Origin of the sequence: Lysobacter sp. Root76 (assembly GCF_001428685.1) — a bacterium.
GTDB lineage: Bacteria > Pseudomonadota > Gammaproteobacteria > Xanthomonadales > Xanthomonadaceae > Lysobacter.
On the sequence record NZ_LMIK01000004.1, the window covers coordinates 479445 to 500948 of the forward strand.

Below are 21504 nucleotides of genomic sequence, written 5' to 3' on the forward strand. Positions count from 1 at the left end.
CTCAGTGCTCCGGGGCGCGCATGCGCGCGAGCAGCGACACCAGCACGAACAGCAGCAGCGCCGCACCGGCGTTGTGCAGCACCGCGATGGTCAGCGGCAGGCTGAGTTTGACGTTGGCGATGCCCAGGCCGACCTGGGCCAGGGTCAGCAGCGCCAGCAGCACGCCCCAACCGAGCATGCCCGGCGTGCGCAGCAACTTGATCGCCAGGCCGAGCAGGTAGACGAACACCACCATCGCCATCGCCCGGTGCGCGAGCTGGATCGCGATGCGCGCCTCGCCGTCGAGGATGCCGCCTTCGTAGTCCACGCCGATGCCGCGCCACAGCACGAAGGCTTCGCGGAAGTCGTGCTTGGGCATCCACTGGCCGACGCAGGTCGGGAAATCGTTGCCGCAGGCGAGCGCGGCGTAGTTGGCGCTGGTCCAGCCGCCGAGCGCGATCTGCACGCCGAGCAGGACGATGCCCAGGATCAGCAGCCTGCGCACGGTCACCGCGTCGGCCAGGCGGATCGGCAGATCGGTCGCGCGCCAGGCCATCCACAGCAGCAGCGAGAAGGTGAGCAGGCCGCCGATCAGATGGCCCATGACCACGATCGGCTTCAACAGCCAGGTCACCGTCCACATGCCGAGCAGGGCCTGGAATACGATCACCGCCAGGGTCAGCGCGGCCACGCGCGACAGATCGCTGTTGTTCCAGCGCAAGGCCGCAAGCAGCAGCACGGCTTCGCCGGCCGCGGCCAGCACCGATGCGGCGACGTGCTGGCCCTTCATGTACAGCGGAATCGACACCGCCACCAACGCAGCCGCCACGATCACCTGGGCGACGCCGTAGCGGCGCTTGCGCGCGGCCAGCAGCGCCAGGGTCAGGGTCAGCACGCCGAGCAGGCCGGCGATCATGCGATGGAACTGTTCGCGCCACGCCTTGTGCACTTCGACCGGACGGATCGCGGTGGCGGCGTGGTCGCTGATCTCGTGCGCAACGGTCGGCCACGCGGCGCGGCCGTAGCAGGTCGGCCAATCGGGGCAGCTGAGGCCGGCGTTGGACAGGCGCACGAACGCGCCGAACACGATCACGCACAGCGCGAGCGCCACCGCCAGCCAGGCGATGCGGTGGAAGTTGCGGTACCAGGTCGGTTTGAACGTCACGTTCATGCAGAACTCTTGCGGTTGACTCGGTTGCGGTTGGACGCGGGCGCTGTAGCGACCCGCGGCCGGGTCACATCAGTTTCAGCAGCCTGGACAGGTCTTCGCGCAAGTCGGCCGGGTCGAAGCCGGGAGCGTAGCGCAGAATCACGAAGCCGTTCGGATCGATCACGTAGACGGGGACCCCCTTGGGATCGTCCACGCGCGGCAGGCCGGCGCGCAGTTGCGGCGTGGACTGCACGATGCGCAGCGCGGCCGGATGCGGCGCGCCCGCGGGCGGCTGGCCGATCCACAGCACGTGGACCTGATCCGCGTCCTTGCCGAACAACTGCCAGACCGTGTCGAGGTCGCGCGCGAGCTTCGCGCATTCGGTGGTGCAGTCGGCCGGCGGCGCCAGCGCGATGCGCCACATGCGCTCGGCCGGGCGCCACTCGTAGGCCTTGCCGTCGGCCAGGCGCGGCACGACCCGGCGCAGGTCCGACGGCGGCTGCAGCAGCTCGCCGTGGTTCTTCATGCCGTGCGGGCGCCAGCCCGAGAAGCGCAGCACGCCGGCGACCAGCATGCTGCCGAAGAACAGCGCGAAGATCACGATCAGCATGCCGCGATTGCGTTTGCGCGAAACGTTCGCGTCGGTGTCGGGGACGTTCATCGGCGGGATTTCCGGAAAGTGAGTATCAAGGCGGTGGCCAGCACCGCCGCCGCCAGCGCGAACCACTGCAGCGAATAGCCGCGGTGCTGTTCGGGCGGCAGGGTATTGGCGAGCAATTCCAGGTCGCGTTCGTAGCCCAGCTTCAGGGCCGGATCCAGGCGCAGCACGCGCGGCGCCAGCGGCGCCGACAGGCCAACGCCGGAGGCGATCGCATCGGTGTCGACGCGGGTCAGCAGCCAGCCCTCGCCTTCGCGGCCCAGGGCCGGGCCCAGGGCGATGCCGGTCGACGGCGGCGGCGCGAGCAGACCGCGCAGTTCCAGCGTTCCGGGCGGACGCTCGATCGCCGGGAAGCGGCGCCGGCCGTCCAGCGGCAGCCAGCCCAGGTCGACCAGCAGCGGCGCACCGTGTTCAGGCACGAAGATGCGGTAGGCGCGCACGCCGGCGCGGCCGTTGCGTTGCTGGTTGTCGAGCAGCAGGGCGCCGCGCGCATCGAACTGACCGCGGCCGCTGGCCCAGTCGTAATCCCGGCGCCTGGCCGGATCGGCGGCCAGTGCCAGCGCGCCGGGCCTGCGCTCGCCGAGCACGCGCGCGGCGGCGTCGAGCATGGCCTGCTTCTCGACCGCGCGCCGCGACTGCCACAGGCCGAGGTTGGCGAAGGCGGCGATCGTCAGCAGCGCCAGCGTCCAGCCGACGACGAGGTTGCGCCGGCGGCTCACGACTTCCTCCGGCCGGACTGCGATAATCCTGCTTTCGCGGTAACGCGCGCGGAGGCCGCCATGAACGACTCGCTCAAGACCCTGCTGATCATTGCGTTCCTGATCCTCATCCTCTGGAACCTGGGCGCCGGCCTCTACTACATGCTCGTGGACAAGGGGCAGAGCAAGCGCACGGTGAACGCGCTGACCCGCCGCATCGCGCTGTCCGTCGCGCTGATCCTGATCATCATCCTGTCGATCAAGATGGGCTGGATCCAGCCGCACGGCATCGGATCCAACCCGAAGTGAGTCCCGGCCGCGCGCGGCCGGGAGAAAATCGCGGGCTCCCAAGACGCAAACGGGCCGGCAGTGCCGGCCCGATGCGAAACCCTGGCGTCCGCGCTTACAGCACGTAGACGAACAGGAACAGGCCCAGCCAGACCACGTCGACGAAGTGCCAGTACCAGGCCACGGCTTCGAACGCGAAGTGGTTGTCCTTGTCGAAATGGCCCTTCAGGCAGCGGAACCAGATGATCGCCAGCATGATGGTGCCCAGCGTCACGTGCGCGCCGTGGAAGCCGGTGAGCATGAAGAAGGTCGAACCGTAGATGCCCGAACCCAGGGTCAGGTTCAGTTCCTTGTAGGCGTGGATGTATTCCTCGGCCTGGAAGAACAGGAACAGGCAGCCCAGGGCCACGGTCAGTCCCAGGAACACCAGCAGCTGCTTGCGGTGGCCGGCCTTCAGCGCGTGGTGCGCGATGGTCACGGTGACGCCCGAGGTCAGCAGGATCATGGTGTTGAGCAGCGGCAGGCCCCACGCCGGAATGGTCTCGAACATGCCGCCGATCGCGCCCGGGCCGTTGGTCGGCCAGCCGGCGGTGTAACCGCTCCACAGCAGGCTGTTGGTCATCACGCCGTCGCCTTCGCCGCTGAGCCACGGCAGCGCCAGCTGGCGGGCGTAGAACAGCGCGCCGAAGAAGGCCGCGAAGAACATCACCTCGGAGAAGATGAACCACATCATCCCCATGCGGAACGAGACGTCGACCTGGCGGTTGTAGTGGCCGCGCACCGACTCGCGGATCACGTCGCCGAACCAGCCGAACAGCACGCCGCACATCAGGGCCAGACCGACGAAGAACGTGGGCTGGCCCCAGCTGACTTCATTGAGCCAGCTGGCGATGCCGATCATGGTCGTGAACAGCGCGATCGAACCGAGGAACGGCCAGCGGCTGCTGTGCGGCACGAAGTAGGTGTTGGCGTCTGGCGTGTGGGCTTGGGCCATGGCGGCGTTCCGTTGTTTGCGGTACTGAGTGAGTTGCGGGCTTACGGCGCCGACAGCGGCGACGCCGGCGTCTTCGCCGTCGTGCCTTGCTGTTGCGCGGTGAGTACGTCGTTCTTGAAGAAGGTATACGACAGCGTGATCGTGTTGACGTCGGCCGGCAGGTTCGGGTCGACGATGAAGCGTACCGGCATGTCGCGCTTCTCGCCCGCCGCCAGGGTCTGGGCGGTGAAGCAGAAGCACTCGGTCTTGCTGAAGTAGCCCGACGCGCGCGCCGGCGCCACCGAGGGCACGGCGCTGCCGACGATGGTGCGGTCGCTGTCGTTGTGGGCGTAGTAGGTGGTCTCGTACTGCTCGCCTGGACGCACCTGCATGGTCACCTGGTTTGGGTGGAACGACCACGGCAGCTTGGAGTTCACGCCGCCGTCGAACTGCACGGTGACCATGCGCGCGCCCTTGGCCGCGGCGTCCTTCGCGCCTTCGGCGGCCGTGCGCTCCAGGCGGATGCCGAACACCTTCTCGCAGGCGATCCGGTACAGCGGCACCAGGGTGAAGGTGAACGCGAACGCGGCCAGCGCCACCAGCACCATCTTCATCAGGCCGGCGGTGTTCTTCTTGCTGCGGTCGTCGCTGCCGGCGTTCATTTCGACATCACGCCGCTGAGGATGAACACCGCGTAGATCGCCACCGCGATCGCCGCCGCCCACAACGCGGTACGCCGCGCGCGCTTGCGGCGCGCTGCGATATCCGAGTTGTCAGGCGTCTTGTTCATACGTTTCCTATTACTTACTCCGGAAGCTTACTTACTCCGGAAAGCCTCGCCCTTGGAGCCCCTGAGTTAGGGGGCGGCCTTGCTTCGTGCAGCGGAGCAAGGCGGGGTATGGCATGCAATCCGAATCCATCCGAAGCCATGCACTCCGAGCTTCCTGCCGGGCGTCAGCCTCAATGAGTGATGTCGCCGTGCGCCAGGTCGCCATCGCGGATCACCGGCGGCGTGCCGAAGCTGTGGTGCGGCGGCGGGCTCGACAGGGTCCACTCCAGGCCCTTGGCGCTTTCCCACGAACGCGCTTCGGCCTTGGCGCCATACTTCTTCGAGTGCCACAGGATGCCCAGCATCATGAACGGGGTCAGGAACATGCCGAAGGCGCCGATCGAGCTGACCAGGTTCCAGTCCGCGAACACGACGTTGTAGTCCGGGATACGGCGCGGCATGCCGGCCAGGCCCAGGAAGTGCTGCGGGAAGAACAGCAGGTTGACGAACACGATCGTCCACCAGAAATGGAACTTGGCGAAGGTCTCGTTGTACATGCGGCCGGTCCACTTCGGCCACCAGTAGTAGACCGCGGCGATGATCGAGAACAGCGCGCCGGTCACCAGCACGTAATGGAAGTGCGCGACCACGAAGTAGGTGTCGTGGTACTGGAAGTCGGCCGGCACGATCGCCAGCATCAGGCCCGAGAAGCCGCCGATGGTGAACAGGATCACGAACGCGATCGCCCACAGCATCGGCGCTTCGAAGCTGATCGAACCGCGCCACATGGTGGTGACCCAGTTGAACACCTTCACGCCGGTCGGGACCGCGATCAGCATGGTCGCGAACATGAAGTAGATCTCGCCACCCAGCGGCATGCCGACGGTGAACATGTGGTGGGCCCACACGATGAACGAGAGGAAGGCGATCGAGGCGGTCGCGTACACCATCGCCTGGTAGCCGAACAGCGGCTTGCGGCTGAAGGTCGGGATGATCTCCGAGACCACGCCGAACGCCGGCAGGATCATGATGTAGACCTCGGGGTGACCGAAGAACCAGAAGATGTGCTGGAACATCACCGGGTCGCCGCCGCCGGCCGCGTTGAAGAACGAGGTGGCGAAGAACTTGTCGGTCAGCAGCATGGTCACGGCGCCGGCGAGCACCGGCATGACCGCGATCAGCAGGAACGCGGTGATCAGCCAGGTCCAGCAGAAGATCGGCATCTTCAGCAGGTCGATGCCCGGCGCGCGCATGTTGAGCACGGTCGCGATCACGTTGATCGCGCCCATGATCGAGCTGATGCCCATCATGTGGATGGCGAAGATCGTGAAGGCGACGTTGTTGCCACCCTGCAGCGACAGCGGCGGGTACAGCGTCCAGCCGCCGGCCGGCGCGCCGCCCGGCAGGATCAGCGTCAACAGCAGCAGGCTGAAGGCGAACGGCAGGATCCAGAACGACCAGTTGTTCATGCGCGGCAGCGCCATGTCCGGCGCGCCGATCTGCAGCGGGATCATCCAGTTGGCCAGGCCGACGAAGGCCGGCATCACGCCGCCGAAGATCATCACCAGCGCGTGCATGGTGGTCATCTGGTTGAAGAACTCGGGCTTCACCAATTGCAGGCCCGGGGTCGCCAGCTCGGCGCGGATGATCACCGACATGCCCGCGCCGATGATGAACATCACGAAGCTGAAGATCAGGTACAGCGTGCCGATGTCTTTGTGGTTGGTCGAGAAGAACCAACGCTCGATGAAGCCCTGCTGGTGGGCGTGATGATCATCGTGATGATCGGCGACGGGGTGCGTGGCTGCCATGGCCTACCTCTGAGAATGCTTTGACGATCAGCCGGCGACCGCGGGAGCGGTCGTGGCGTCGGTGTTCGGGGTGCCGGCCGTCGCAGGCGCCGGAGCGGCTTCGGCCGGCGCAGCCGGAGCGGCGGGCGCCGCGGCCGGAGCGTTCTTGGCCTTCTGCTCGGCGAGCCACTGCTGGTACTCGGCCTTGGGCACGGCGCGCACGACGATCGGCATGAAGCCGTGGTCCTTGCCGCACAGTTCGGCGCACTGGCCGCGGTACACGCCCGGCTCTTTGATCTCGGTCCAGGCTTCGTTGACGATGCCCGGGATCGCGTCCTGCTTCCAGCCCAGCGCCGGCACCCACCACGCGTGGATGACGTCGTCGGCGGTGATCACGAAGCGGATCTTGGTGTCGGTCGGCAGCACCAGGACGTTGTCGACGTCGAGCAGGTAATGCTCGTGGTCGGCCTTGGTGACGGTCCGCTTGGCCTGGCGCAGCTGGTCGCTCTTGCGGTCCAGACGGCTGGTGAAGGAGACGTTCTGGCCCAGGTAGTCGTACTTCCACATCCACTGGTAGCCGGTGACCTTGACGGTCATCTGCGACTGGCGGGTGTCGTACATCTTGATCAGCTTGCTGGTCGCCGGGAACGCCATCGCCACCAGCAGCACGACCGGGACCACGGTCCAGATGATTTCCAGCTTGGTGCTGTGGGTGAAGTCCTTGTCCGCCACCGCGCCCTTGGAGTGGCGGAACTTGAACATCGCCACGGCCATCGCGCCGAACACCAGGATGCCGATCGCCACGCAGATCCACAGCGCCATCATGTGCGCTTCGTACGCGTTGACCGACTGGGCGGTGACGCCACGGCCCATGTTCAGCTGCCACGGCTTGGGATCGGCCGCCTGAGCAAATGCAAGGACCGGCAGCGCCATCGCGGCGACACCCACTGCCCACTGCTTGAAACGACCGGCTTTCATCAGTTCGAGCCCCGAAAATCGTAGAAGGTTGCGTTGTCTGCTCCGCGGGCTGCCTCTCCCGGCACCGGCCCGGCCAGGTGCTGGCGCGGGGGACCGTCCGGAAGGAGGTGGCTGGCGAGCCCCGTCCAGGGCCCATCACGCCGGTGACGGCGCTAGGCGCTACGGATAATCCGCGAAATGGTAGCCTCCGACCCGCTCTGCGGCAACCCGCGAGGCGTTCACGCAACCGCTGCGGGCCTTGCGCAAACGGCCCGCAGCGGCCGTCGCAGCAGCCTGCGGGCGGCTTCCGCGGCCCGCGCCGCAGCCCGCTCGACGACGCCGACCGTAGCGTAGCGACCGACCCGTTCGCACCCGCATGGCGGTCCGATGCGCGAGCGGCGCCGCCGGCAGCCCGGTTGCGACAGACCGGATTGGACCGAAAGCTCTAAACTAAGCGGCTCCCCTCCGCTGCGCTGCGGTCCGAATGACCATCGACTCCTCCTCCGACGCCGCCGACGGCCCGCCGCCGCGCGCGCTGATCAGTCCCGAACTGCCCCCGGCCCCGGCCGCCCTGCGCGCGGCGATCACCGCCGCCTGGGTCCGCGACGAAGCCGCACACGTACGCCATCTGCTTGAACAGGCACGCCTGCCCGAAGCCGACCGCCAGGCCGCGCAGAGCACCGCCGCCGACCTGGTCGCCCGGGTCCGCGCCCGCGCCCAGAACCAGGGCGCGATCGAAGCCTTCATGCGCCAGTACGACCTGGGCAGCGAGGAAGGCGTGCTGCTGATGTGCGTGGCCGAGGCCCTGCTGCGCATCCCCGACCAGGACACCGCCGACAAGCTGATCCGCGACAAGCTCGGCGAAGCCGACTGGAAGCGCCACCTCGGCCAGTCCGATTCGGTCCTGGTCAACGCCTCGACCTGGGGCCTGATGCTGACCGGCCACCTGGTCGACCTGGCCGACGACACCAAGCGCGACGCCCACAACGCCTTCAAGCGCCTGATCGGCCGCGTCGGCGAACCGGTGATCCGCCTGGCCGTGCGCCAGGCGATGCGCATCATGGGCCACCAGTTCGTGATGGGCCGCACCATCGGCGAGGCGCTGTCGCGCTCCAAGAAGGGCGACAACGCCAGCTACCGCTACTCCTTCGACATGCTTGGCGAAGGCGCGCTCACCACCAAGGACGCGCTGCGCTACCTGGAAGCCTACCGCCAGGCGATCCACGCCATCGGCAAGAGCGGCCCCGGCGGCCACTACCTGCAGCACGACGTGTTCGCCGCGCCCAGCATCTCGGTCAAGCTGTCGGCGCTGCACCCGCGCTACGAGCACGCCAAGCGCGAGCGCGTGTTCGCCGAACTGACCCCGCGCGTGCTGGAACTGGCGCAGCTGGCCAAGAGCTACGGCATCGGCTTCACCATCGACGCCGAGGAAGCCGACCGCCTGGAAATGTCGCTGGACGTGATCGCCGCGGCCTACGCCGACAAGTCGCTGGACGGCTGGCAGGGCTACGGCCTGGCCGTGCAGGCCTACCAGAAGCGCGCCCCGGAGGTGATCGACTTCCTCGCCGACCTCGCCCGCCGCAGCGGCCGCCGCATCCCGGTGCGCCTGGTCAAGGGCGCCTACTGGGACAGCGAGGTCAAGCGCGCCCAGGTCGACGGTCAGGCCGGCTACCCGGTGTTCACCCGCAAGCCCAACACCGACGTGTCCTACCTGGCCAACGCGCGCCGCATGCTCGACGCCAGCGACGCGATCTATCCGATGTTCGCGACCCATAACGCGCAGACCATCGCCACCGTGCACCGCATGGCCGCCGGCCGCGCCTTCGAGTTCCAGAAGCTGCACGGCATGGGCGACGACCTCTACGCCGAGGTCATCCCCGCCGATCGCCTGGACGTGCCCTGCCGCGTCTACGCGCCGGTCGGCTCGCACGAGGACCTGCTGCCCTATCTGGTGCGGCGCCTGCTCGAGAACGGCGCCAACTCCAGCTTCGTCAACCGCATCACCGACGAGGACATCGCGATCGACGAACTGATCCGCGACCCGGTCGAGACGGTGTCCGCGTTCGACAGCATTCCCCACCCGCGCATTCCGCTGCCGGTCGACCTGTACCGCAGTTTCGCGGCGTCAAACAAGAGTTCGGAAAGGGCCAATTCCATGGGCGTCAATCTCGCCAACGATCAGCAACTGCAGTCCCTGGCCGCGCAGGTCAACGCCGCCCTGGGCGACTGGCGCGCCGCGCCGCTGGTGCCGGGCGCCAACGTCGCCGGCCCGGACATCGCCGTGACCAACCCGGCCGACCGCCGTGAAACCGTCGGCCAGTGGCGCGCCGCCGACGCCGCCACCGTCGAGCTGGCGCTGAAGAACGCGGTCGCCGCGCAGGAAGCCTGGGACGCGACCCCGGCCGCCAGCCGCGCCGCGATCCTCGAACACGCCGCCGACCTGCTCGAACAGCGCATGCCGCAATACATCGCGCTGTGCACCAAGGAAGCCGGCAAGACCATCCCCGACGGCGTCGCCGAAGTGCGCGAGGCGATCGACTTCCTGCGTTACTACGGCCAGCAGGCGCGCAAGCTGTTCGCGCCGGAAGCGCTGCCGGGCCCGACCGGCGAGTCCAACACCCTGCACCTGTCCGGTCGCGGCGTGTTCGTCTGCATCAGCCCCTGGAACTTCCCGCTGGCGATCTTCGCCGGCCAGATCGCGGCCGCGCTCGCCGCCGGCAACAGCGTGATCGCCAAGCCGGCCGAGCAGACCAACCTGATCGGCTACTACGCGGTCAAGCTGCTGCACGAAGCCGGCGTGCCGGAAGCGGTGCTGCAGTTCCTGCCCGGCGACGGCGCCACCGTCGGCGCGGCGCTGACCCGCGACCCGCGCGTGGCCGGCGTGGCCTTCACCGGCTCCACCGACACCGCGCGCGCGATCAACCGTTCGCTGGCCGCGCGCGACGCTGCGATCGGCGTGCTGATCGCCGAGACCGGCGGCCAGAACGCGCTGATCGCCGACTCGTCCTCGCTGCCGGAACAGTTGGTCAAGGACGCGATCGGCTCGGCCTTCACCTCGGCCGGCCAGCGCTGCTCGGCCGCGCGCGTGCTGTTCGTGCAGGAAGACATCGCCGACAAGGTGACCTCGATGCTGGCCGGCGCGATGGCCGAGCTCAAGGTCGGCGACCCAGGCCTGCTCTCGACCGACGTCGGCCCGGTGATCGACGAAGACGCGCTGAAGATGCTGGTCGATCACGCCGCGCGCATGGACAAGGAAGCGACCAAGATCGGCGAGGTCGCGCTCGACGCCGACAGCGCCCACGGCAGCTTCTTCGCCCCGCGCGCCTACGCGCTGAAGTCGCTGGACCAGTTGCACAAGGAAGTCTTCGGCCCGGTGCTGCACGTGATCCGCTGGAAGGGCGATCAGCTCGACGCGGTGATCGATGCGATCAACGCCACCGGCTACGGCCTGACCCTGGGCATCCACTCGCGCATCGACGAGACCATCGAGCGCATCAGCGCGCGGGTCCGGGTCGGCAACTGCTACGTCAACCGCAACCAGATCGGCGCGGTCGTCGGTGTGCAGCCCTTCGGCGGCCAGAACCTGTCCGGCACCGGCCCCAAGGCCGGTGGCCCGCACTACCTGCCGCGCTTCACCACCGAGAAGACGATCACCGTCAACACCACGGCCGCGGGCGGCAACGCCTCGCTGCTGACCTTGGGCGACTGATCCGACGCCGCATCGCTCAGTAACGAGAGCCCTGCCGAGTGCGGGGCTTTTCGTTTGCGCGCTCAGGAGGGTGCCGCGGCTTACGCGCGTAAGGCATGCTCGCGCCGCCATCGGTCAGTTGCATGCGCGAGCGGGCTGAACGCGGCGGCGAGCAAGGTCGATAGCACACCGCAGCGATGCATCGGCGTATGGCCCCTGTTGCGCGGGAGCCGGTCGCAAAGAGAGCCCCGCTGCATGCGGGGCTCCCGGAAAACGCACTGCGATCTTTCCAATGCCGCAGCGCATGGCCGCGACAGGGCTTACGGAATCGGATTGCCGCCGCCACCTCCGCCGCAGCCGGTCCAGCCGGCCGTGTTGCGGACGGTTCGGGTCGCGCTCTGTCCGTCGGCGCTGCCGACGACGACGGTCGCCAGGACGCCGACGTCGATTTCGGCTGAGGCCCCGGATTGCCACAGCACGTTGCTCCAGCTGTAGGAGTACGGCGGCAAGCCGCCGGAGACCAGCGCCGTCGCCGTCACCGTTTCGCCGCAGCCCCGGATCGACGCCGGCAGGCTCGCGGCCAGGGCCGCGACCGGCTCGTAGGCGACGCGGTCGTCGAACAGCTGCGCCCAGCGGCCGTCGAAGCCGCCGTTCTGCGGCAGGTTCCAGCCGTTGCCCAGCCACACGCCGGCTTCGTAGTGCTCGCGGGTGTCGATGGCGCCGGAGTGGACCAGGAAGTCGTGCTGGCGCCAGTAGTTGCCCAGCGACGCGTAGTCGCCGCTGACATCGGCGCGGTTGCGGTTGTAGCTGTCGCGCCCGGCGCCGCTGTAGCCGTCGAGCTTGTCGGAGCCGGAGATGGTGTCGGCATTGGTTTCCGCCGAATAGCCGCCCCAGAACCAGGCCTTGGCGAGTACGCCTTCGCGGCCGTCGGTGAGGCTGGAACTCATGATGTCGCGCGATCCCAGATAGAAGCGCTGCAGGCCGGCCGGCACTTCGACCTGCCCGGCTTCGTTCGCGATCGGCTCGTCCAGCAGCACATCGACGATGACGTTGGTGGTCCAGTTCGTCGACCAGGCCGAACCCGACCACTGGGTGACGTGGATGTCGGCGAGGTCCTGCAGCTCGTAGGTGATGCGCTTGACCAGCGACCACGACACCGTGTCGTCGCGCCCGGCCGCCAGGCTGGCGGCGTTGCCGTAATTGATCGCACTCGCGCCCCAGGCCGACACCGCCGCGGACGACGTTTCCGGCACCCACACGTAGTGCACCGATTTGTCGTCGTCGTTGGTCACCTCGACTTCGGCCGAGTTGTTGGCGGCCCTGCGCGCGGCGATCGTGCTGTAGGCGTCCTGCACGAAATGCAGCTCGTGGCCGTGCGTGCCGAGCTCGGTGTTGTCCTCGTCGGCCTGCCAGATCATCACGTGCTTGCCGCCGGCGACCTGCATGAAGTTCAGGTCGGCGCTGCCGTTGCTGCGCATCACGTGGTCCTTGTGGCTGGTGATGGTGACGTGGCCCACGTACTCGCCCGCGCCGCCGGGTATGCCGGTCGCCGCGCGCACCACGATCTCGATGCGCTCCCAGTCGTGGATCTCGTTGGCCTTCTTATCGACCGGATGATAGACGTGGTACAGCAGCACCAATCCCTTGTTGTTGCCGTCCATGTACTCGATCGCCGACGCGTACAGCGTGGGCCGGATGCGCCAGTTCTGATAGGCGCCGGAGCCGGCCGCGGACGCGGCGATGTACTGCGGCAGCAGGTTCGGCCAGCTGTAGCGGTTGTTGGAGAAATTGCCGTCGCGGTCGAAGTCGTAGTTCGAGATCCAATCGCGGCCCTTCTTGCTGCTGCTCTCTTCGGCGCGCTGCATGATCACCGGCGCGTAGTACTCCAGATACGCCTTGCGTTCGGCCTGGGTCAGCAGCCATGCCTGCGCGGACGCCTCGCGACTGGGCAAGGCGGCGACGACGAAAGCCAAAACGATCAATAACCAGCGCAAGCACACACGCATAGCGTTGCCGCCACCGTCGTTCGCGACGGATGGCGCGGAGCGAGAAACAAAGTCCATGAGCGTCTCCTTAGTCCATCAAGGCGCCTGCGTTGCAGGCGTGTCCACGATGCGGCGCGCCCGCCCTCCTTCGGTCGGCGGAGGCCGGACGTCCCGCGGCCTCCCCATGAGTCGCCGCGCGCATCGCGACCATCTGTCCACCCGTGCGTGGGCGCTGTCAAGAAACGTGTGCGCTCCGGCGCATCCGTGCCGTGTTCAGGCATAAAAAAAGCCCCGCCGAAGCGGGGCTTTTCGAGTCGCGATACCGCGTCGGATCAGAAGTGGTACTGAGCCGAAACGCCGAACAGGTTCACGTTGCTGTCGTAGGAACCGAACAGACGCTGGCCGCCCTGCGCCGGCGGGGTGACGATGCCGATCTCCGGGGTGTCCGGCTCGATGCGCACGTAGGAGAAGTTCAGTTCGAGGTTCTCGCTGAAGTTCCAGGTGGCGCCGATCGAGTACCAGCGACGGTCTTCGTCCGGCAGGCGCGGGGTGCGCGCGGCGTACGTGGTCGGGGTTTCGTCGTAGGCGTAGCCGGCACGCAGGGTCCAGGTGTCGTTGAGCTTGTACTCGCCGCCCAGCGCCATGAAGCGCGTGGTATCCCAGCCGAAGTGCTCGACCGAATCCGGATCCGGGTTGGCGAAGTCGATGCGGATTTCCTGCAGCGACGACCAGTCGGTCTCGGAGTAGTCGGCCATCAGCGAGAACTGGTCGTTGAACTTGTACTCGACGCTGACGGTGGTGACCGCCGGCGTGGTCAGCTTGGCCAGAACCTTGCCGTCCTGGAACAGCGGACGGGTGGTCGGGCTGGCGGCGAACACAGCGGCGACGTTGCCCGGCACGGTCCAGTCGACCGAGCCTTCCAGCTCGTGGTCGATTTCCGAACGGTGCGACAGGCCGATGGCCAGCTTGTCGTTCGGACGGAAGTTGACGCCGATGATCCAGCCCAGGCCGGTGTCGTCGCCTTCGACCTTGGCGAAGCCGTCGGACGCCTGCGGACGCGCGAACGGCAGCGGACGGGTTGCCGGGTTACCGAACAGCAGGGTGCCGAAGTCGACCGACTTCGAGAGCTCGGCCTCGGCCTTTTCCCAGACGATGCCGGCGCCGACCGACAGGTGGTCGGGCACCAGCTCGAACGCGGCCGACAGGGTCAGGTCGACGGTCTTGAGCTCGGACTTGGCGGCGTAGTAGCGGCCGACCCAGCCGTTGTCGTATTCGGTCTTCAGGCCGAACGGCGCGCTGACCATGGCGCCCACGGACAGGCCGTTATCGAACTTGTGGATGATCGACATCGCCGGAACCGGGGTCATGTCGCCGGCTTCGCCGCCGTCGCCGCCGGTGAGCGGACGGCCGAGCACGTCGTAACCGCCGCCGCTGAACTTGGCGTTGAGGTCGATGACGGTGACGTCGGCCTGGAAGGTGGTGCCTTCGAACTGGGTCATCGCCGCCGGGTTGTTGGCAACGACGGAGCTATCGCCCGCGGCCACGCCGGAGCCGGCGAACGCGCGACCCATGGCCTTGACGCTGTTTTCCTTGAGCTGGAAGCCCGAAGCGTGGACTTGGCCAAAGGCCAAGGCGCCAGTGATGCCCAGCGCGAGGGCGGTCAGGCGCGTATAGCGGTGTGCGTGTTGCATGCGTGTAGTCTCCATTGGAGTATTTTTGGTGTTCCGCGGCTGTCCTTGCGGTCCCGGCTGTGCCGGAGCCGCGCCCGCCGGAATGCCCCTCCCGACGTACGACGCCGTATGCACTATAGCGCGGCCGTTAACTGAAAGCTAACAATAGGACGCCCGTCTCGCCGCTACCGTTTTTGCCTTTTCTGCCGTGCCGGTTTCCCCCTGTTCGTACCGGCCTGGACTGGAATACGCGACGCCCCGACCGATGTTCATCGCCATCCCCTCCCGCGAAAAGGCACCCCTGCGCTGGGCCACCCCCCTGCTGTTCGCAGCGCTGTGGCTGTGTTTCATCGGTTCGGCCTTGCTGCCGGACACGGAGGAGCGCCGGCTGATGCTGGAATGGGGGGCGCTCTCGGGCGGCCTGTCCAGCCCGTCGGCCTGGTGGGACGCGATCCGCGACGGCAGCGGCCTGCGCCTGTTCAGCGCCCTGTTCTTGCATGCCGACTGGGCGCATCTGCTCGGCAACCTGGTGTTCCTGCTGATTTTCGGCCTGCCGGCGGAGCGGACCATGGGGCCCTGGCGGTTCCTGGCCCTGTTCCTGTGCGGCGGCGCGGTCGCCAATCTGGCCGCGGTGATCGCGATCGGCACCCCGGACCGGCTGATCATCGGCGCCAGCGGCGCGGTCTCGGCCCTGATCGGCGCCTACCTGGCCCTGTTCCCGGGGGCCAAGCTCGGGGTGGTGGTGCCGCTGGGGTTGTTCCTGCAGTTCGTGAAGGTGCCGGCGCCGCTGCTGATCGGGGTGTGGGCGCTGCTGCAAGTGGTGTTCACCTTCATCGGCCCGGCCTTCGGCGCGGTGGCATGGTCGGCGCATCTGGCCGGCTTCGCCTTCGGCGGCGCGTTCGCGCTGATCGCGCGCGCGGGCATCGCCCGGCGGATGCGGCGGCGGCGCGGCTTCTGAGCGCGGCGCGGTCTTGCAAGTCACGGCCGCGACCCTACTTTCGTTATACCCAGCGAGATCGCCGCGAACGCGGCCCGCCCGCCCCTCTCCACCGACACCCGCCATGGCCAAGACGCTCTACAAAGTCACCTTCCTCAACGCCGGCAAGGTTTACGAGCTGTATGCGCGGCACGTGGCCTCGGGCGCGCTTTGGGGGTTCACCGAAGTCGGCGAGCTGGTGTTCGACGTGCACGAAGGCCTGGTCGTCGATCCGACCGAAGAGCGCCTGCGCGACGAGTTCGGCAACACCCGCATGCTGCATCTGCCGATGCACAGCATCGTGCGCATCGAGGAAGTCGAGCGCAAAGGCCAGTCGGCGATCCGCGATGCGGCGACCGGCGAGAAGGTGGTCACGCCGTTCCCGCTGCCGGCGAAACCGCGCTGACGCCGGCGCGCCGTACAGCGCCCATGCGATGAACGAGGCGCTACCGCTGCAACGCCTGGACTTCGCCGTGACGGGCGCCGCGATCGCCGCCGGTTGACCGACCGCTCGCACTCGAGAACGACGACGCATCCGAATACGAAAACGCCCGGCTTGAGCCGGGCGTTTTCGCATTTGTCGAAGCGGGTGCGTACGATCTGGCGGCGTCGCGATCTGGCCGCGTCTGGATGCTTAGCGCTTGGTCGCGCCGTCTTCCGCCTTCGCCACCGCCGGCTTCTTCAGTTCCGCCAATGCGGCGGTGATCGGCGCGTCGCCCTCCAGCACTTCGCCGGCATTGGTGCCCGGCGCGTCGTCGACGTCGCCGCGCAGGTGACCGGGCAGGTTGGCTTCGCTGTAGCTGACGCGGCCGCCGTTGGGGGCTTCCTTGGCCGGATGCAGGGCGACGTCGGGGACGATGCCCAGGGCCTGGATCGATTTGCCGCTGGGCGTGAAGTAACGCGCCGTGGTCAGCTTGACCGAATCGCCGTTGTCCAGCGGCAGCACGGTCTGCACCGAGCCCTTGCCGAAGGTGCGGCTGCCGACCACGCGCGCGCGGCCGTTGTCGCGCAGCGCGCCGGCCAGCACTTCCGACGCGCTGGCCGAACCGGCGTCGACCAGCACCACCACCGGCGCGCCGTCGAGGCGATCGCCCGGGGTCGCGCCGAATTCGGCGTCGCTGATCCCGATGCGGCCGCGCGTGCTGACGATCTTGCCCTTCTCCAGCAAGTCGTCGGCGATCTGCACCGCCGAGGTCAGCAGGCCGCCGGGGTTGCTGCGCAGGTCGATCACCAGTCCGCGCAGCTTGCCGCCGGCCTGGGTCTTGAGCTTCTCGATCTGGGTTTCGAAATCGGCGGCGGTGTCGGCCTGGAACGCGCTGATGCGCAGGTAGCCGTAACCGGGTTCGAGCATGCGGCTGCGCACGCTGGCGATGCGGATGGTCTCGCGCGCCACGGTCACGTCGAAGGGCTTGTCTTTGCCCTCGCGCACGATGCTCAGCACGACCTTGCTGCCGGGCGCGCCGCGCAGCGGACCGGAGCTGTCGCCTTCATCGGGCTTGAACGGTTTGCCGTCGATGGCGACGATCAGGTCGCCGGCCTTGATCCCGGCGCGTGCGGCCGGGGTGTCGTCGATCGGCGCAATCACCCGCAGCGTGCCGTCGGCCTGGCGCTGCAGTTCGACGCCGATGCCGTCGTAGGCGCCGCGCGCCTGTTCGTCGAAATCGTCGGCGGCGACCTTGTCGAGGTAGACGCTGTGCGGGTCGAGGTCGAACAGCAGGCCGCGGATCGCCGAGTGCATCAGTTTGCGATCGTCGACCGGCTCGACATAGGCCTGCTTGACCGCGTTGTAGACCGCGACGTAGCGGCGGATCTCATCGATCGGCACCTTGGACTCGTCCTTGGCGTCTTTCGCGTCCTTGGCGTCGGGCTTGGCGTCGGGCTTGGCGTCGGGCTTAGTGGGCTTGGCCGGCTTGGCGGGCTCGGGAGCGGTGGCCGGCGGCTGCTTGTCCTGGGCCGCAGCGGGCAGGACCATGCCGGCCAGCGCCAGCGGCGCCAGGCCCAGCAGCAGGGCTCGCGCCAAGGTCGGACGGAAAGAGGGCGGATGACGCAGGCGCATGCATGGAACTCCGAAACGGATATCGGTTGGACCGCGCGGCGCGATCGGGGTTCGCTCGGTACGCGTGGTCGAATAGGAACACGTTAGGCAGGCCGCGGGAAGCTTTCGTTAACCGCTGCGCGAAGCATTCAGGCTAGGTCCGAGGAGGGGTTGGAAGCCGATCCCCGCCCCTCAGCGCCGCAGCCAGGTCCCCGGATTCACCGGCTGTCCGTTGCGTCGCAGCTCGAAGTACAGCGCCGGGCGGCCGTTGCCGCCCGAGCTGCCGACGGTGGCGACCGGGTCGCCGCGTTTGACGCGGTCGCCGACGTTGCGCAGCAGGGCGTCGTTGTGCGCGTACAGGCTCATGTAGCCGTTGCCGTGGTCGACGATCAGCAGCAGGCCGTAGCCGGTCATCCATTCGGCGTAGACCACCTGGCCGTCGCCGACCGCCTTGACCGTGGCGCCGGCGCTGGCGCCGATCAGCAGGCCTTCGCTGCCGCGGCCGTCGGGCATGGTGCCGCCGTAGCCGGCCAGCAGCGCGCCCGACACCGGCCAGCCCAGGCCGCCGACCTGCAACGGCGGCGCGCTGGCGACCACGACCGGCTTGCGTGTCGGTGCCGCGCTGCCCTGCTTGGAACCGGTCTGCGCGGCGGCGCGCGCTTCGCGCGCCTCGCGTGCGGCAGCGGCCTTGCGCCGCGCTTCGGCGCGCGCGGCGGCCTGGCGCAGCTTCTTGAGCAGGCTTTCCAGCCCCTGGGCGTCGCGGCCCAGGGCGCGTTCGCGGCTGCTGCGGTCCTGGTACTTCTGGTTGATCTGGCTGACCAGGGCGGCGCGCGATTCGCGATCGCTCTGCAACTGCCCCAGCAGCGCACGCTGTTGCTTGCGCGAGCTGTCCAGCTCGATGCGGCGGTTGACGATGTCGCGTTCGACCGCGTCGAGTTCGCTCAGCTCGGTGCGCAGCTGCGCGATCCGATGGGCGCGGTCGCGCTGCAGATAGCCGTGGTAGGCGAGCAGGCGGTTGGCGTCGGCGACCTTGTCCTGCGCCAGCATCACCTTCAGCGGCGCATCGGCGCCTTGGGTATAGGCCGCACGCAGCAAGCGATTGAGTTCTTCGCGCCTCGCGCCCAGCGTGCCCTGCAGGGTTTCGCGGCGCTGTTGCAGCTGCGCCAGCGAGGATTGCTCGCGCGCCAGACGCTGCTCGGTGTCGCGCAGGCTGCGGTTGGACTGGCCGACCTTCTCATCGGCCTCGCGCAGCTGGCGGGAGGCCGCGCCGCGCTGGCCTTCGAGCTTGCGGCGCTCGTCCGCGACCGACTTGAGTTCGCTCTTGATGCGCTCGAGCTTGCGTTCGGCATCGCGGCTGGTGTTCTGCGCCGCCGCCGGCGCAAGCGCCAGCAGCGACAGCAGCAGCGCCACGGCGAACGCGCGCAGGGTCGGCATCAGGCGACCAGCCCGCCTTCGGTCGCGGCATCCGGCACCAGCAGCGTGCGGCCGGTCATCTCCGCCGGCTGCGGCAAGCCGAGCAGGTCGAGGATGGTCGGCGCGACATCGCGCAAGGCTCCGCCATCGCGCAAAGCGGCGCGGCGCGGGCCGAGGTAGACCAACGGCACCGGGCCGACCGTATGCGCCGTATGCGGCTGGCCGGTGTCCGGGTCGCGCATCATTTCCAGGTTGCCGTGGTCGGCGGTGATCAGCAGCGCACCGCCGCTGTCGCGCACGGCCCGGGCGACCGCGCCGATCGCCACGTCCACCGCCTGCGCGGCCTGGATCGCCGCGCCGAGATCGCCGGTGTGGCCGACCATGTCGGGGTTGGCGATGTTGCAGATGGCGACGTCGATCGCGCCGGAGCGGATCGCCTCGACCAGTTTCGCGGTGACTTCCGGGCAGCTCATCTCCGGCTGCAGGTCGTAGGTCGCGACCTTGGGGCTGGGCACCAGGATGCGGGTCTCGCCTTCGTAGGGATCTTCGCGGCCGCCGCTGAAGAAGAAGGTCACGTGCGCGTACTTCTCGGTCTCGGCGATGCGCAGCTGCTTGAGGCCGTGCTCGGCCAGCAGTTCGCCCAGGGTGTGGCGCAGGTCATCGGGCGCGTACGCGACCGGCGCCGGCAGCTTGGCGTCGTACTCGGTCAGGCAGACGAAGCGCGACAGCTTGGGTCGGCGCAGTTCGTAGCCGGAGAAGTCGGGGTCGACGAAGGCCGCGGTCAGCTGACGGGCGCGGTCGGCGCGGAAGTTCATGTACACGACCGCGTCGCCGTCGCTCATCGGCCGCGCGCCGTCGATCACGGTCGGGGCCACGAACTCATCGTTCTCGCCGCGCTCGTAGGCCTGCGCCAGCGCGGTCTGGGCGTCGGCGGCGCGATGCTCGCTGGCCGCTTCGACGATCGCATCCCAGGCGCGGCGCTGGCGGTCCCAGCGCTGGTCGCGATCCATGGCGTAGTAGCGGCCGCTGACCGAGGCGATGTGGGCGTTGCCGAGACGGTCGCAGACCGCCTGCAGGCGCGCCAGGCTGGGCGCGGCCGATCGGGGCGGCATGTCGCGGCCGTCGAGGAAGGCATGCACGGCGACCCGCGGCACGCCTTCGCGGTGCGCGAGTTCCAGCATCGCGAAGATGTGCTGCTCGTGGCTGTGCACGCCGCCGGGCGAAAGCAGGCCCATCACGTGCAGGCTGCCGCCGGAGGCCTTGGCCGCGGCGCAGGCGGCGCGCAGCTCGTCGTTGGCGTAGAAGCTGCCGTCCTGGATCGCGGCATCGATCCGGGTCAGGTCCTGGTAGACGATGCGGCCGGCGCCGAGGTTCATGTGGCCGACCTCGGAATTGCCCATCTGCCCGTCCGGCAGGCCGACGTGGCGGCCTTCGGTGTGGATCAGAGTATGCGCCTCAGTGGCCAGCAGCGCCCGCCAGTTCGGCAGCTCGGCCTGGGCCAGGGCGTTGTCGGCCGGGTCGTCGCGATGGCCCCAGCCGTCCAGGATCAGCAGGACCACGGGGTGGGGGCGCGCGGAGGGGGATGGCACGTCGCGTTTCCTAATGAAGGGGCCGAAGCCGGCGTTGCGGTTGCCCGATTGTAGCGGAGCGGCCCGCAACGGCATTACGAAGGACACGCGCCGAGCGCATCGACGATGGCTTAAACCTGTACCGTGCCCATCGCATCTATTGTTACGAGCCCGCCCAACGGGAACTTCCAAGGACCCCGCCCATGATCCGCAACCGCTTCGCCCTCGCCCTCGCCCTAACGCTGGCCCTGTCCGTCGCCGCCGCCCCGGCTTTCGCCTCCGACCAGGATGTCGAAAAGGTCAACGGCAGCATCAACGCCGAAGCCGGCCAGAAGTACGGCGACCTGACCACCGTCAACGGCAGCATCCGCGTCGGTGCCGGCGCCCGCCTTGGCGATGCCGAAACCGTCAACGGCAGCGTTACCGTCGCCGAGAACGTCCAGGCCGGTGGCCTGCAGACGGTCAACGGCGGCATCCGCGTCGCCCGCAATGTGTTGATGAACGACGGCGTCAGCACCGTCAACGGCAGCATCTTCGTCGATCGCGGCGGTACGATCCGCGGCGGCGTCGAGACCGTGAACGGCTCGATCGGCCTGGTCGACACCGACGTGTCGCAGGGCATCAAGACCGTCAACGGCGATCTCACCGTCGGCGCCGGCTCGCACGTCAAGGGCGGCATCACCTACGACAAGCCCAATTTCCAGCTGTTCTCCAGCAACCGCCGCAATCCGCGCGTGATCATCGGGCCGAACGCGCAGGTCGACGGCGCCCTGGTGTTCAAGCGCGAGGTGGACCTGTACGTGCATTCGACGGCGAAGATCGGCGCGGTCACCGGCGCCACCGCGGTGCGCTATTCCGGCGACACGCCGCCGAGCCGGTGATCGCCGCGTAGCAATCGCCGCGCTAG

General features: G+C 68.4%; 18 protein-coding genes. 5 read left to right on the top strand and 13 right to left on the bottom strand.

The genetic code is table 11. The features are described from left to right. Window position 1: 1 nt before the first annotated feature. From ASE10_RS07255 to ASE10_RS07265, 3 genes are all read right to left on the bottom strand, one after another. Window positions 2-1150, bottom strand: a complete 1149-nt coding sequence (locus tag ASE10_RS07255) for a COX15/CtaA family protein (protein ID WP_056306101.1) — start codon at window positions 1148-1150, stop codon at window positions 2-4. Between the two features lie 64 nt (window positions 1151-1214). Then, on the bottom strand, window positions 1215-1790 hold the full coding sequence (locus tag ASE10_RS07260) for a hypothetical protein (protein WP_056100859.1): 576 nt from the start codon (window positions 1788-1790) through the stop codon (window positions 1215-1217). Beyond that, the gene (locus tag ASE10_RS07265) at window positions 1787-2506 is read right to left on the bottom strand and encodes an SURF1 family protein (protein ID WP_056306103.1); all 720 of its coding nucleotides are present in this window, start codon (window positions 2504-2506) and stop codon (window positions 1787-1789) included. The genes ASE10_RS07260 and ASE10_RS07265 overlap by 4 nt, the downstream gene beginning before the upstream one ends. Window positions 2507-2566: 60 nt before the next feature. On the opposite strand from ASE10_RS07265, the gene ASE10_RS07270 reads away from it, so the two are divergent. After that, window positions 2567-2794, top strand: coding sequence for a twin transmembrane helix small protein (locus ASE10_RS07270; protein WP_056100864.1), 228 nt, complete (start codon window positions 2567-2569; stop codon window positions 2792-2794). A 94-nt stretch (window positions 2795-2888) separates the two neighbouring features. Here ASE10_RS07270 and ASE10_RS07275 read toward each other — a convergent pair whose 3' ends face one another. The 5 genes from ASE10_RS07275 to coxB form a co-directional block, all read right to left on the bottom strand. Then, entirely contained in the window at window positions 2889-3767 is an 879-nt protein-coding gene (locus ASE10_RS07275) for a cytochrome c oxidase subunit 3 (protein ID WP_055901964.1), read from the bottom strand. Between the two features lie 41 nt (window positions 3768-3808). Next, on the bottom strand, window positions 3809-4408 hold the full coding sequence (locus ASE10_RS07280) for a cytochrome c oxidase assembly protein (RefSeq protein WP_055901967.1): 600 nt from the start codon (window positions 4406-4408) through the stop codon (window positions 3809-3811). Continuing rightward, entirely contained in the window at window positions 4405-4536 is a 132-nt protein-coding gene (locus ASE10_RS21280; protein ID WP_255355386.1) for a hypothetical protein, read from the bottom strand. Before ASE10_RS21280 ends, ASE10_RS07280 begins: the two co-directional genes overlap by 4 nt. A gap of 170 nt (window positions 4537-4706) precedes the next feature. Beyond that, entirely contained in the window at window positions 4707-6326 is a 1620-nt protein-coding gene (gene ctaD / locus ASE10_RS07285; RefSeq protein WP_055901970.1) for a cytochrome c oxidase subunit I, read from the bottom strand. A 27-nt stretch (window positions 6327-6353) separates the two neighbouring features. Next, complete coding sequence (gene coxB, locus ASE10_RS07290; RefSeq protein WP_055901975.1) at window positions 6354-7283, bottom strand: cytochrome c oxidase subunit II; 930 nt, start codon at window positions 7281-7283, stop codon at window positions 6354-6356. 463 nt (window positions 7284-7746) lie between these two features. Between coxB and putA the strand changes: the two genes are divergently transcribed. Next, window positions 7747-10971 (top strand): bifunctional proline dehydrogenase/L-glutamate gamma-semialdehyde dehydrogenase PutA, encoded by a 3225-nt coding sequence (putA, locus tag ASE10_RS07295; protein WP_056306105.1) that lies wholly within the window; start codon window positions 7747-7749, stop codon window positions 10969-10971. Window positions 10972-11270: 299 nt separating this feature from the next. On the opposite strand, the gene ASE10_RS07300 is transcribed toward putA, so the two are convergent. Together ASE10_RS07300 and ASE10_RS07305 are read right to left on the bottom strand one after the other, a co-directional pair. Then, window positions 11271-12944: a SprB repeat-containing protein gene (locus ASE10_RS07300; RefSeq protein ID WP_200949801.1), complete on the bottom strand. Its 1674-nt coding sequence runs from the start codon at window positions 12942-12944 to the stop codon at window positions 11271-11273. A gap of 323 nt (window positions 12945-13267) precedes the next feature. After that, window positions 13268-14626, bottom strand: coding sequence for a porin (locus ASE10_RS07305; protein ID WP_055901981.1), 1359 nt, complete (start codon window positions 14624-14626; stop codon window positions 13268-13270). A 244-nt stretch (window positions 14627-14870) separates the two neighbouring features. On the opposite strand from ASE10_RS07305, the gene ASE10_RS07310 reads away from it, so the two are divergent. Beyond that, window positions 14871-15563, top strand: a complete 693-nt coding sequence (locus ASE10_RS07310; protein ID WP_055901984.1) for a rhomboid family intramembrane serine protease — start codon at window positions 14871-14873, stop codon at window positions 15561-15563. 103 nt (window positions 15564-15666) lie between these two features. Continuing rightward, window positions 15667-15987: a DUF1820 family protein gene (locus ASE10_RS07315; RefSeq protein ID WP_055901988.1), complete on the top strand. Its 321-nt coding sequence runs from the start codon at window positions 15667-15669 to the stop codon at window positions 15985-15987. A 228-nt stretch (window positions 15988-16215) separates the two neighbouring features. On the opposite strand, the gene ASE10_RS07320 is transcribed toward ASE10_RS07315, so the two are convergent. The 3 genes from ASE10_RS07320 to gpmI form a co-directional block, all read right to left on the bottom strand. Continuing rightward, a complete protein-coding gene (locus ASE10_RS07320; RefSeq protein ID WP_235567545.1) occupies window positions 16216-17637 on the bottom strand; it encodes a S41 family peptidase in 1422 nt (473 codons plus the stop codon). Window positions 17638-17808: 171 nt separating this feature from the next. Continuing rightward, complete coding sequence (locus tag ASE10_RS07325; protein ID WP_082586067.1) at window positions 17809-19050, bottom strand: peptidoglycan DD-metalloendopeptidase family protein; 1242 nt, start codon at window positions 19048-19050, stop codon at window positions 17809-17811. Continuing rightward, window positions 19050-20618: a 2,3-bisphosphoglycerate-independent phosphoglycerate mutase gene (gpmI, locus tag ASE10_RS07330; protein WP_056306123.1), complete on the bottom strand. Its 1569-nt coding sequence runs from the start codon at window positions 20616-20618 to the stop codon at window positions 19050-19052. The genes ASE10_RS07325 and gpmI overlap by 1 nt, the downstream gene beginning before the upstream one ends. A gap of 182 nt (window positions 20619-20800) precedes the next feature. On the opposite strand from gpmI, the gene ASE10_RS07335 reads away from it, so the two are divergent. Continuing rightward, complete coding sequence (locus ASE10_RS07335; RefSeq protein ID WP_056306109.1) at window positions 20801-21478, top strand: hypothetical protein; 678 nt, start codon at window positions 20801-20803, stop codon at window positions 21476-21478. Window positions 21479-21504: the final 26 nt, after the last annotated feature.

Coding starts and splice junctions, on each gene's coding strand:
- ASE10_RS07260 (WP_056100859.1), bottom strand. CDS start 1,790: ATGAACGTCCCCGACACCGACGCGAACGTTTCGCGCAAACGCAATCGC.
- coxB (WP_055901975.1), bottom strand. CDS start 7,283: ATGAAAGCCGGTCGTTTCAAGCAGTGGGCAGTGGGTGTCGCCGCGATG.
- ASE10_RS07255 (WP_056306101.1), bottom strand. CDS start 1,150: ATGAACGTGACGTTCAAACCGACCTGGTACCGCAACTTCCACCGCATC.
- ASE10_RS07315 (WP_055901988.1), top strand. CDS start 15,667: ATGGCCAAGACGCTCTACAAAGTCACCTTCCTCAACGCCGGCAAGGTT.
- putA (WP_056306105.1), top strand. CDS start 7,747: ATGACCATCGACTCCTCCTCCGACGCCGCCGACGGCCCGCCGCCGCGC.
- ASE10_RS07335 (WP_056306109.1), top strand. CDS start 20,801: ATGATCCGCAACCGCTTCGCCCTCGCCCTCGCCCTAACGCTGGCCCTG.
- ASE10_RS07280 (WP_055901967.1), bottom strand. CDS start 4,408: ATGAACGCCGGCAGCGACGACCGCAGCAAGAAGAACACCGCCGGCCTG.
- ctaD (WP_055901970.1), bottom strand. CDS start 6,326: ATGGCAGCCACGCACCCCGTCGCCGATCATCACGATGATCATCACGCC.
- ASE10_RS07275 (WP_055901964.1), bottom strand. CDS start 3,767: ATGGCCCAAGCCCACACGCCAGACGCCAACACCTACTTCGTGCCGCAC.
- ASE10_RS07305 (WP_055901981.1), bottom strand. CDS start 14,626: ATGCAACACGCACACCGCTATACGCGCCTGACCGCCCTCGCGCTGGGC.
- ASE10_RS07320 (WP_235567545.1), bottom strand. CDS start 17,637: ATGCGCCTGCGTCATCCGCCCTCTTTCCGTCCGACCTTGGCGCGAGCC.
- ASE10_RS07270 (WP_056100864.1), top strand. CDS start 2,567: ATGAACGACTCGCTCAAGACCCTGCTGATCATTGCGTTCCTGATCCTC.
- ASE10_RS07325 (WP_082586067.1), bottom strand. CDS start 19,050: ATGCCGACCCTGCGCGCGTTCGCCGTGGCGCTGCTGCTGTCGCTGCTG.
- ASE10_RS21280 (WP_255355386.1), bottom strand. CDS start 4,536: ATGAACAAGACGCCTGACAACTCGGATATCGCAGCGCGCCGCAAGCGC.
- ASE10_RS07310 (WP_055901984.1), top strand. CDS start 14,871: ATGTTCATCGCCATCCCCTCCCGCGAAAAGGCACCCCTGCGCTGGGCC.